10 protein-coding genes are annotated in these 10,193 nt (G+C 37.6%); 3 read left to right on the top strand and 7 right to left on the bottom strand.

The window, feature by feature from the left end; all coding sequences use genetic code 11:
- Nucleotides 1-141 precede the first annotated feature (141 nt).
- From smpB to P9B04_RS07670, 7 genes are all read right to left on the bottom strand, one after another.
- Nucleotides 142-609, bottom strand: coding sequence for an SsrA-binding protein SmpB (gene smpB / locus P9B04_RS07700; RefSeq protein ID WP_007304062.1), 468 nt, complete (start codon nt 607-609; stop codon nt 142-144).
- A 156-nt stretch (nt 610-765) separates the two neighbouring features.
- A complete protein-coding gene (cobA, locus tag P9B04_RS07695; protein WP_342054410.1) occupies nt 766-2,277 on the bottom strand; it encodes a uroporphyrinogen-III C-methyltransferase in 1,512 nt (503 codons plus the stop codon).
- Nucleotides 2,278-2,491: 214 nt separating this feature from the next.
- Nucleotides 2,492-2,629 (bottom strand): photosystem II reaction center protein K, encoded by a 138-nt coding sequence (locus P9B04_RS07690; protein WP_342054409.1) that lies wholly within the window; start codon nt 2,627-2,629, stop codon nt 2,492-2,494.
- A gap of 78 nt (nt 2,630-2,707) precedes the next feature.
- The gene (locus P9B04_RS07685) at nt 2,708-4,366 is read right to left on the bottom strand and encodes an MBL fold metallo-hydrolase (protein WP_342054408.1); all 1,659 of its coding nucleotides are present in this window, start codon (nt 4,364-4,366) and stop codon (nt 2,708-2,710) included.
- A 126-nt stretch (nt 4,367-4,492) separates the two neighbouring features.
- Entirely contained in the window at nt 4,493-5,791 is a 1,299-nt protein-coding gene (gene hisD, locus P9B04_RS07680) for a histidinol dehydrogenase (RefSeq protein ID WP_342054407.1), read from the bottom strand.
- 167 nt (nt 5,792-5,958) lie between these two features.
- Entirely contained in the window at nt 5,959-6,696 is a 738-nt protein-coding gene (locus P9B04_RS07675; RefSeq protein ID WP_342054406.1) for an ABC transporter ATP-binding protein, read from the bottom strand.
- Between the two features lie 47 nt (nt 6,697-6,743).
- Nucleotides 6,744-6,971 (bottom strand): indolepyruvate ferredoxin oxidoreductase subunit alpha, encoded by a 228-nt coding sequence (locus P9B04_RS07670; RefSeq protein WP_342054405.1) that lies wholly within the window; start codon nt 6,969-6,971, stop codon nt 6,744-6,746.
- Between the two features lie 225 nt (nt 6,972-7,196).
- On the opposite strand from P9B04_RS07670, the gene P9B04_RS07665 reads away from it, so the two are divergent.
- The 3 genes from P9B04_RS07665 to P9B04_RS07655 all read left to right on the top strand — a co-directional run bounded on the left by P9B04_RS07665 (nt 7,197) and on the right by P9B04_RS07655 (nt 10,098).
- Entirely contained in the window at nt 7,197-8,339 is a 1,143-nt protein-coding gene (locus P9B04_RS07665; protein WP_342054404.1) for an AZOBR_p60025 family cell surface glycopolymer formation protein, read from the top strand.
- Nucleotides 8,340-8,437: 98 nt separating this feature from the next.
- The gene (gene rph / locus P9B04_RS07660) at nt 8,438-9,160 is read left to right on the top strand and encodes a ribonuclease PH (RefSeq protein ID WP_342054403.1); all 723 of its coding nucleotides are present in this window, start codon (nt 8,438-8,440) and stop codon (nt 9,158-9,160) included.
- Between the two features lie 92 nt (nt 9,161-9,252).
- Nucleotides 9,253-10,098, top strand: a complete 846-nt coding sequence (locus P9B04_RS07655; RefSeq protein WP_342054402.1) for a hypothetical protein — start codon at nt 9,253-9,255, stop codon at nt 10,096-10,098.
- Nucleotides 10,099-10,193 lie beyond the last annotated feature (95 nt).

Below are 10,193 nucleotides of genomic sequence, written 5' to 3'. Positions count from 1 at the left end.
ATCTTTGTCCCCTAACTTTCGGCGAGTCCCCCCAGACTTTTTGAGAAGCTTCGAAGCTACAAGAGATTTCATCATTGGTATAATGCTTTTTTCTTGTACCATGAGGACGAATCGTGATAAAATAAGCAAAGATTCTGCGAATTAATAACGTTTCATCGCTCTTGACATTTCTCGTTGGTCTTGACGGCGTTTTACAGTTTCTCGCTTGTCGTGAAGTTTCTTACCTTTTCCGAGGCCAATACCTACCTTAACTCGACTCCCTTTAAAATAGAGCTTGAGTGGCACTAATGTTAAGCCTTTTTGTTCAATTTTCCCGATTAGTTGATTGATTTCCTTGCGATGAAGCAATAGTTTACGGGTACGCTTCGGTTCGTGGTTAAAATATTGGCTACTCCCCTGATAGGGAGAGATGTGTACATTGGTTAACCAAGCTTCCCCGTCTTTAATAAAAGCATAGCCATCCGCTAAGTTAACCCTTCCGGCACGAATAGACTTAACCTCAGTCCCCACCAGTTCGATACCCGCTTCATAGGTCTCTAAAATCTCATAGAGAAAACGGGCTTTCCGATTATCACTAATAATTTTCGTCGCTTTATTTTCGTTTCCCATAGCCTTTCTAGGATAACACTTATTTTTACTCTTAGCAATATAAAAAATATAACTAAAGCTTTTATCGAACTCATGAGGTAAACCTAACTCCTGCCCCCTGCCTCAAAGCGATCACCTCTGTACATCACAAGTATGAGAAATGCTATGATTTTATACTTAACTAAAATGTTGGACTAATTCGGCGGTCAATCCTTCTATGGTATATTCTTTGGCTTCTATGTCTACTCTGGTTAATAATTCATAACAAGTTTTTGAAGTTTGGGGGCCAATAGAAGCAAGACAAACATTGTTTAGAAGGGATAAAATATCTGCCTGATTGTTAGTATTAAGAGATTCTTTTAGTAGTTTGTAAAAGTTTTTCACTGTTTTAGAACTAGCGAAGGTAATAATATCAACTTGTTTATTTTGTAAAGCTTCCCAGGCGCGTATATCGATCTTTTCGGGACACCCGGATTGATAGGCAGGAACTTCGATAATATTTGCTTTTTGTTTTTGTAATTCTTTTACTAATAGTTCTCTACCCCCTGTTTCTACACGGGGAAATAATATTTTTTGCTGAGCTAAATTTTCGGGAAAATGGTTAACTAATTCGTCGGCAATAAAGTTAGGAGGAATAAAATCGGGGGTTAAATGATACTTCTGTAAACAAGTTGCTGTTTTTTTACCCACTACTGCTATTTTAATAGCACCCAAAACCCTAACATCTTTACCCAATTCTTGTAACCGTTGAAAGAAAAAATTAACCCCGTTTGCTGAAGTCAAAATTAACCAATTAAAAGAAGATATTGTTTCAATAGCTGAGTCTAATGCTTGCCAAGAGGACGGTGCTAAAATTTCCAGTGCTGGCATTTCTATGATGTTTGCACCTTGTTGCTTTAGAAGGGAACTAAATTGACTCGATTGGTCTTTTGCACGGGTAATGATTACGGTTTTTTTCGCTAAAGGAAGAGGTGAAGATGAAGACATATAGGGGATATTAACTACGTTTCCGATGATAATAACAGCAGGAGATAAAGAGATTCCTGAGACCTTTTCTATTATAGTGTTTAATGTGCCTAAATAAACTTTTTCTTGATAACTTCCACTATTATGAATAATGGCAATAGATTCATATTGCGATCGCCCATTATCAATTAAAAGATTAATTATTTTTCCAAGATTTCTCGTTCCCATAAGGATAATTAGGGTGTCTATTTTAGCTAGAGCTTGCCAGTTTAACAATTCTGGTTGATGCCCCGTCAAAACAGTGAAACAACGACTAATTTTTTTATCAGTTAGGGGAATTCCTGTTAATAAGGGTGCCGCTAAAGCTGATGATATTCCCGGCACTAATTCATAGGGACAATCTGCTTCTTGTAAAGCTTTTATTTCTTCGTTAGCACGACCAAAAATTAAAGGATCACCACTTTTTAGTCTAACGACTTGTTGACCTTGCAAACAGTAATTAACCAGCAAATAATTGATCTTATCTTGTTTGGTGCTAGGTTGTCCGCCTCTTTTACCCACATCAATTTTTAAACAAGCTTCAGGCACTAAATTAAGTAAATTGTCATCGACTAGAGCATCATAAATTAAGACTTCAGCTTGAGATAAAAGATTATAAGCTCGCAAGGTTAAGTAATTTATATTACCGATTCCTGAACCCACTAAATATACTTTTCCACTCATCAAATTTCAACTCACTTCAAGACAATAAAAAGCGTGAGACTTAGCCCATCATTGAATCAGAGAATTGAAGCAAATTCCAACAGGCTTTGATGATGGGGAAGAAGACATATAGGTATCCTGTCCTAATTATATCCATCCACCTATCCACACAAAAATAAAGACATCTAGAATAGATGCCTTTAAGGATAAAAAAGGAAATTAAACGATTCAGATTTTACTTAAATCCTACCGCTGCTTGCCAAACAAAGGCCAAAGCTAAGAAAAATACGGGGATAACTGGTAATACATCTACCAGGGGATCAAAAATTTGATAAGCTTCGGGTAATTTTGCTAAAAGGAATAGAGCTTCCATGTGGTTATCTACCTTCCCAACTCTTTATATATTATGGATTACACAATATCCTATCATAAACAGGGTTAATAACAAGGATTACTCCTGGTCTTGTTGGGGTGAAGATTCAAAAACAGGACAATAACCCTCTTGTGTCACTTTAAACCCATAGAGAGGGGATTGAGAATTCCAACAACGTTGAGCGCGATAATGACAACAATTTTGACAACAATCTAAATCATTGAATACTTGATCTGTCTTAGTTTGATTGAGGAGTTCTCGTTGAGGAATTCCCCGTAAAACCAGCTCATCCCCTTGCCAACGAGCTTCCAGCAGCCCTGTATCGGCAAAATAACGCCAGTGGGGATCATCCACAATGCTGCGGGGAAAAGTTAGGGTGATATTACTATCAACATCGTTTAATTCTCCCTCATAGACCCCAGAAGAAGGAGCATCCGGTTGAATAAATTTATCCCCAATGGGAAGTTCTACCAGAGTTCCTGCGGATGGGAGATGAAGCTGATAACGGTTTTGTAACTCTTCTAAATTGGTTAAATCTCTTAAATTAATGGTTGAACCGTGAACGAAAATAATATGTTGGGGGCGTAAATTATGAATTAATTGGGTAGTGTTGCGGCCATCGCTGTGTTCGGCTAAAATATAAGACTCGCTATGAATAGAAACCCGTTCCATCAATGCGATAGTTTCTGGTGATTCTTGGGTTTGTCCCTCGTTAGGAGAAGCAGGGAATAAAATTACCCATAACCCGGATAGTAAGTAACCCTCGTCGTAAAGGGTGGTGAGATTATCCGTCAAGACAACGCAGGGGTTTTGTCCCATTTTGCCCCGTTGTTGGGGGGTTAAGCGACGTAAACGGGGACAGATGCGCTCATCCCAAAATAGGGGCTGATGTTTAGCAAAATTTTGAACCGATAAAGGGAATTCCTGTAATAAGTCCAAATAGCGATCGCAAGCGTTGGCCACTTCTCCATCCACCCAAATATCTAAATCTCGTCCGGTAAATTGATGATGGGAACGCAATAATTTTAAAATTTCTTGTCCTAAACCCAAAGTCGGCACTGGTAATACTACACTATAACCGTGGGTCAAACACTCATTAATTCGTTGCATCAGTTGTTTTTCTTGTTGACGGCGATGGGAATGGCGAATAGTCCCATAACTGCCTTCAATAATCAAAATATCGGGAGATAAACCCCGTAATGCCTCGATAGAGAGTCCTTCCACTAATTGAAGATTAGATAAAGAAAAGTCCCCTGTATACAGTAATTTATAGGTTCGTTGAATAGTGCGATAGGTCAACAGGAAAGAGGCTGCCCCTGGTAAATGACCGGATGGGAATAACTGCACCGTTAAATCATCAAATAATTCAAAGGGTTTTTCCCAAGATAACCCCTGACAAAAAGTAGCGGTTTTGGGGGGATTTTTTTGGGGCCAGTTAAGGGGAAGTAGGTGTTTGGTGACTTGACTGGCGTAAATGGGTAAGCTAGGAAAAGCCTCATGAAGTGCCTTTAACCCTCTGGCGTGATCACTGTGAGCATGACTACAAAAAACCGCGTCTACTGGGACTCGATCTCGATTAACTAAAGGGGTGAGATCCTCTAAACCGCAATCTAGTAAGATACGGTGAGGGCCTAATTGCACTTCCAAACAGACCCCTTCATCATCATAACCAACCCCGTAGGGTAAACAGGCGAGATGGTTTGAAGGATGCTCAGCTTTAGTAGGACGTTCATTCATAGACACTTTTTATCGCCCCTTAATAGGGGTTAATTAGTATCAAAGATAACAAAGTCTTTTCATTCTATCGAATCTTTTCCCAGTTATTCAGTTATCAGTTATGGGTTATCAGTTATTGCTTAGTTTTTACTGATAATCTTCTTCTTGTATCAACCGTAAGTTAATAGTATCGGCACTGGCAGGAAATCCCTCTGCTAAAGTTAAAATTTCTAAAGTAGGGGCTAATTTTTTGAGGGCAGTTGGAGAATATTCTATGATATGGGACGGTTTTAAAAAGGTTTCCACCTTAACTGAAGAGGCGTAACGAATCAGTCCGGAGGGGGGTAAAATAACTTGAGCGTTTCCTAAATAGTCTGCCGTAGCTTTCGGGGTATGATGTCCAATCAAAAGACTCCCAACGGTGCGAATTTTTTCCACCACTTCCCAAGGTTCGGCTATGGTTAATATTAGATAATGAGGAGAAAAGTTGTTGGTAATTTTAACTGCCTCTTCCATGGAGTCTACTACAACGATTAAGCTGTAATGGGCGATCGCTTTTTCGGATAAAATACCGTGGGCGTTATCTTGTAGTTTTTCTTTTACTTTGGTTTGAATTTTTTTTGCCAAACTCAGATCTGTTGTCACTACCACCACTGCACTGCTGGGATCTTGTTCTACCTGGGCTAATAAGTCCGCTGCAATGTGGGTTTCTTTGGCGGTTTTGTCGGCGATAATGAACAATTCTGAGGCATCAACGGGTGTGTCGGTGCTTACGGTGCCATAAAGCATCCGTTTAGCTAAAATTACGTCTAATCCTCCCGTTCCTGTGATTACGTCCACTTTGGGGATAGTTTCCGTTCCGTAAGCCAAAGCTGCGATGGCCTGGGCCCCACCTAAACGGTAAATTTGGTCAACTCCGGTCATTTGTGCCGCTACTAGGATGTGGGGGGGAACTTTGCCGGTTTCGTCGGGGGGACTAACGAGGATAATTTCTGGAACTTTGGCAATTTTTGCGGGTAAGGTTTGCATCAGGATGCGACTAATGGGAGAACCTTGATCCCAGGCCACATAAATACCAGCGCGTTTGACGGGGTTGTAGCGTTTGCCTACCACTACGTCGTTGTCTTCAAATTTTACCCAGGGTTTGGGGAGTTGTTGTTTATAAAAGCTTTCTAGTTTTTGACTGACGGTTTGGATAGCGTCGAGTAGTTTTTTAGGAATTTTTTGATAAGCTATGTCTAAATCGGAACCGCTAACTTTTAAATTAGTGGGGGTAGTAAGAATGTCGAAGGGTTCAAATAGTCCTTGATCTCCTTTGTATCTGATTCTGTCGAGAATTTCTCTCACAGCAACTTCTTTTGCTTGAATCTCGTCTCGATGGGGGCGATCGCCGATTCTTTGCAATTCTGCATTTATCTCAGCTGACTGGGTGATGATTCGCAGCATGGAGTTGTATCGCTTCGCTATATTCGCTAAGCCAGAATTTACGTTCTTTCTCTTCTCAAAATCAAGAAAGAAAATTGCTTCTAACCTTGGAGGGGACTGTTGTTAATCCATTCCTTATCTAGCTTACCTTGTATTTCTAAATTTGTAGTCTCTAGAAGATTTTTCTCTTATGACTCCCTGTCTGAATTTTGGTGGGCAGCTCCTAGATAAAGTTGTGCTACTTTGGGATCGTTAAGTAGTTGTTCTCCTGTCCCTTGAAAGCGATCACATCCGTTTTCCAGTACATAGGCACGATCTGCCATCATCAAGGCTTTTTTAGCGTTTTGTTCCACTAAGACGATCGCTTTTCCTGTGTCGTTAATGGCTTTTATTTGTTCAAATACGCTGTTGACTAAAATGGGCGATAAGGCGGCTGAGGGTTCATCCAGTAATAAAACGTCGGGATCTAGCATTAATGCTCGTCCCATAGCCAACATTTGCCTTTCTCCTCCGGATAGGGTTCCTGCTTTTTGGCGACGACGTTCTGCTAATCTGGGAAACATGGTGTATATTTTATCTTTTTGCTGTTTTAATGACCCATGAGTAATAAATGCTCCCATTTCTAAGTTTTCTTCGATACTTAGAGTAGCAAAGACGTTTTGTATTTGGGGGACGTAACACATTCCTAATTTAACGATTTGGTCGGATTTTAAACCGACAATACTTTGGTTTTTGAAGACAATTTCCCCCTTGTTTGTTTTCAAAAGACCAAAAATAGTTTTTACTAGGGTAGATTTTCCGGCACCATTGGGGCCGATAACGGCTACTAATTCTCCTAATGAAATGCGAAAATTTATGCCTTGTAATATGTTTAAATCTTTTACATATCCAGCATAAACTTGTTTAACTTCTAAGATATTTTCCATCTTCTCGACTTTTATGACTTCAAATTATTGGTTTTTCAGGTTTATTTTTAGCACGGTGTTTTCTGTTTTTCGGGTCTTTCTTCTGGTACGATAGCCCCTTGAACTGGGCAAACTTGTAAGCAAATTCCACAATCTATACAAGTATCAAAATCGATCCAATACCAGTCTGTTCCTTTGACATTTTTTCCAGGACCGTCATGAATACAAGCAACGGGACAAGCATCGGCGCAGTCCGCAATTCCTTCGCAGATTTCCGTTACAATGGTGTGTGGCAAAATTGTTTCTCCTTATGTATTTAAAATTATTTTGGTAACAGTGATAGTATTATTTTAAATCATAACAGTAAGGTGATTCCTTTGTCTATTTTGATATGAATTCTTTGATAACTTATGGTCAGGGAACAATGAGGGGTCAATGAAGTCTCTAATTGATAATCATTGTCATCTTTATGGCTGTTCAAAGTAGATTATTTTTGCACTATACACAGTATGTTTTTAAAGATGTTTAATTCTCAAAGGGATATTTCTTTTTCTAACTATATCAATATTTTTTTTGCTTCTATTTTTATTGTTTTTGTCGTTTTATATTTCTACTTTGTAAAATTCGATAGTAATATCACTGGATTTTTTCGCATTGGTTCAATTTTACCTTTATCTCCTTTTTTAAATCCTGAAAATACTTTAATTTATGAAGGGGAAATTGGTTACGATGGGCAACAGTTTTTAAGTTTAGCATTTGATCCTTTTTTACAAAATCCTGAAACTATTAATAGTCTGGATCATCCTATTTATCGTTACCGTCGTATTTTATATCCTTTGATTAGTTATTTCTTAGCTTTTGGAAATTCGACTTTAATACCTTATGTTATGGTGGCAATTAATGCTGTATCTATTGTTATTATCGTTGCTATCACTAATTTATATTTTAAGTTTGATAATGTTTCAAAATTTCAACCGTTATTTATTTTATGTATTCCTGGGGTTTGGATGGTGTTATCTTTAGGAACTGCTGATTTATTTAGTAGTGTTTTTTTAGTCGCTTCCTTTTATTGTTATCGTTACGACAAATATAGATTAACAGGTTTGTTTATCGGTTTAGGGTGCTTAACAAGAGAAACGTTATTAATTGTTTGGTTCGCACTGTTTTTAAGCAGTTTAATAGAAAAAAGATTTAAACAAATCAAGTATCTATTATACGGTTTGATTCTTCCTATTGCCTGGACAATTTACATTACCTTTTTAGATCTGCCTGGAAAAGTAAGGGTTAAAGACAATTTTGGTTTTCCTTTTGTGGGGATTTTCAATAAGTTTATCAGTATTTTAACAGGGGGAATAAATGGCAGAAATTTATTTGAAGCTTATATGTTTATCATTCTACTGTTAAGCATTATGGCTATTTTAGTTATTTATCTAAAAAATCGTCAGACCAATTTATTAATACAGATAAGTAACAGTTTCTATGGACTTATGTTTGCTTTTAGTAGCATGACTATTTTAGGTTACTATTTAGACTATTCCAGAGTATTTATGGATGTTTATTTTTTATTATTACTGAGTATTAATATAACCAAAATTCCTTATAAAACTATGCTATTTTCAGCATCAGGTATAGGAAGTTTAGCTTTCTTGATTTTACACTCTTAAATATACTCATCTCTATAGGACTCAACCCCCGTTGACCTCAACAGAATTTATATTTATGATAAGATACAAAGGCAAAAAATAAATTTTAAGCGTATCTTATGTCTTGGCAACGTCCTGATGGTCGTCAACCGAATCAACTCCGTTCTGTTAATTTTGAACTCAATTTTACCCGTTTTTCTGCTGGTTCTGTTTTAGCAGAATTTGGAGAAACAAAAGTGCTTTGTACTGCGAGTATTGAGGATTATGTTCCCCGTTTTCTATTGGGAAGTGGACAGGGATGGTTAACCGCAGAGTATAGAATGTTACCCGGTTCAACCCAAGAACGCCAACGCCGAGAATTGTTAAAACTATCAGGAAGAACCCAAGAAATACAAAGATTAATCGGTAGAAGTCTCCGCTCTTGTATTAATTTACAACAGTTAGGAGAAAGAAGCATTACTATTGATTGTGATGTCCTACAAGCTGATGGAGGAACCCGAACCACTTCTATTACAGGAGGATACGTCGCTTTGGGGTTAGCGGTTAAGAAATTGCTAGGAAAAGGGGAATTAACCACGTCTCCTTTAAAGTTTCCCGTAGCAGCAATATCAGTAGGACTCATTGAAGGGGAAGCTTTTTTAGACTTAAATTATCCCGAAGATTTTAAAGCAGATGTAGATTTTAATGTGGTGATGACAGAAAAATTAGACCTCATTGAAGTACAAGGAACAGCAGAAGAAAATAGCTTTACCCGTTCCCAACTTAATCAAATCTTAGATTTAGCAGAAGTTGGGATCAAAGAGTTAGTTGATTTACAAAATAAAGCTTTGAGTTTAGGTTAGGAGTTCGTAGTTAGGAATATCTCTAATACCATAAATAGAAAGTCCTGAAATTGTTTTTTAAAATATATAGTAATGAATTATTTGATGAATATATGGCTGTAAAGTTATCCCCAGAGCAGGTAAGATTAATTGCAGTTTATTGGGAAAAATGGCAAGATGTAACACTCTTAACCCAACCACTGGATCAACAAAAAGCGGCGGAAGCTATTACTGCACTCTATCAATTAGCGGGTGTGGATAAACCAGAAATTATTTTTGTGACACATCCTCTTAAATATTACGCTCAAACCTTTCTCAGAAGCGAAATTCCATCTATTCAGCAAGATGGTTCTTTAGAGCAATACTTGAAGAGTAATCCTAAGAATATATTCATCCGAGATCCTCAACAAAATATAGCTAAGAAACTGTCTTTACAATTGAAATTACCAATTGAGAAATTATTCATTAAAAGAATAAAAACAGCATCTAAAAAAATCAAGCAAGGGAAAAGCCGTTCTCAGGCATTATTAGAAGCAGAAGCAGAAGTTTTTACGGCCGAAGATAGGAGACAAAGTAAGTTACTTCATCGACTAATCGACCAACAGTTTAATCAAAATTATGGGACTCAAGCTGGTAAGTTGTTTGTGCCTTTAAAGAGTTCTTGGATAGGAGATATTTATGGCCTACTCAATAAACATATCAACTTAACACAAGAATTGAAGTTCATGATAAGTGATTACGGGTCAGGGAAAAATTACAATGGTATTGATGTTGGTTGCATTGATTCGAGCCTTTTAGCATTTGCCTGCGCTCGATTTGATTATTGTATTTCTGTGATGGACTTTCCTGTGGTAGATACCAGATGGCAAGTTTTACAGTCCTTAATTACTGAGTGTGGTTCGATGTTATTTCCTTATGAAGACTTTTGTATTGTTTGCCCTCGGCTTTTCAGCATATAAGTTAGAGAACTATGGAGTTTGTCTCAAGCTTTAATCTCTGTTAAACTCACATCTTGCACCAAGAAAAGTTGATATGAGGAACGATGGCTAAAACT

Origin of the sequence: Crocosphaera sp. Alani8, assembly GCF_038442745.1 — a bacterium.
In the GTDB taxonomy this organism is placed as follows: domain Bacteria; phylum Cyanobacteriota; class Cyanobacteriia; order Cyanobacteriales; family Microcystaceae; genus Crocosphaera.
Note: the sequence above shows the minus strand (reverse complement) of the source record. Positions and strands in the feature narration are given on the sequence as shown.

What these genes read in the sequence shown, in the direction of transcription:
- smpB (WP_007304062.1), bottom strand. Translation starts at nt 609, where the DNA reads ATGGGAAACGAAAATAAAGCGACGAAAATTATTAGTGATAATCGGAAA.
- P9B04_RS07685 (WP_342054408.1), bottom strand. Translation starts at nt 4,366, where the DNA reads ATGAATGAACGTCCTACTAAAGCTGAGCATCCTTCAAACCATCTCGCC.
- cobA (WP_342054410.1), bottom strand. Translation starts at nt 2,277, where the DNA reads ATGAGTGGAAAAGTATATTTAGTGGGTTCAGGAATCGGTAATATAAAT.
- P9B04_RS07690 (WP_342054409.1), bottom strand. Translation starts at nt 2,629, where the DNA reads ATGGAAGCTCTATTCCTTTTAGCAAAATTACCCGAAGCTTATCAAATT.
- P9B04_RS07665 (WP_342054404.1), top strand. Translation starts at nt 7,197, where the DNA reads ATGTTTAATTCTCAAAGGGATATTTCTTTTTCTAACTATATCAATATT.
- P9B04_RS07655 (WP_342054402.1), top strand. Translation starts at nt 9,253, where the DNA reads ATGGCTGTAAAGTTATCCCCAGAGCAGGTAAGATTAATTGCAGTTTAT.
- P9B04_RS07675 (WP_342054406.1), bottom strand. Translation starts at nt 6,696, where the DNA reads ATGGAAAATATCTTAGAAGTTAAACAAGTTTATGCTGGATATGTAAAA.
- rph (WP_342054403.1), top strand. Translation starts at nt 8,438, where the DNA reads ATGTCTTGGCAACGTCCTGATGGTCGTCAACCGAATCAACTCCGTTCT.
- hisD (WP_342054407.1), bottom strand. Translation starts at nt 5,791, where the DNA reads ATGCTGCGAATCATCACCCAGTCAGCTGAGATAAATGCAGAATTGCAA.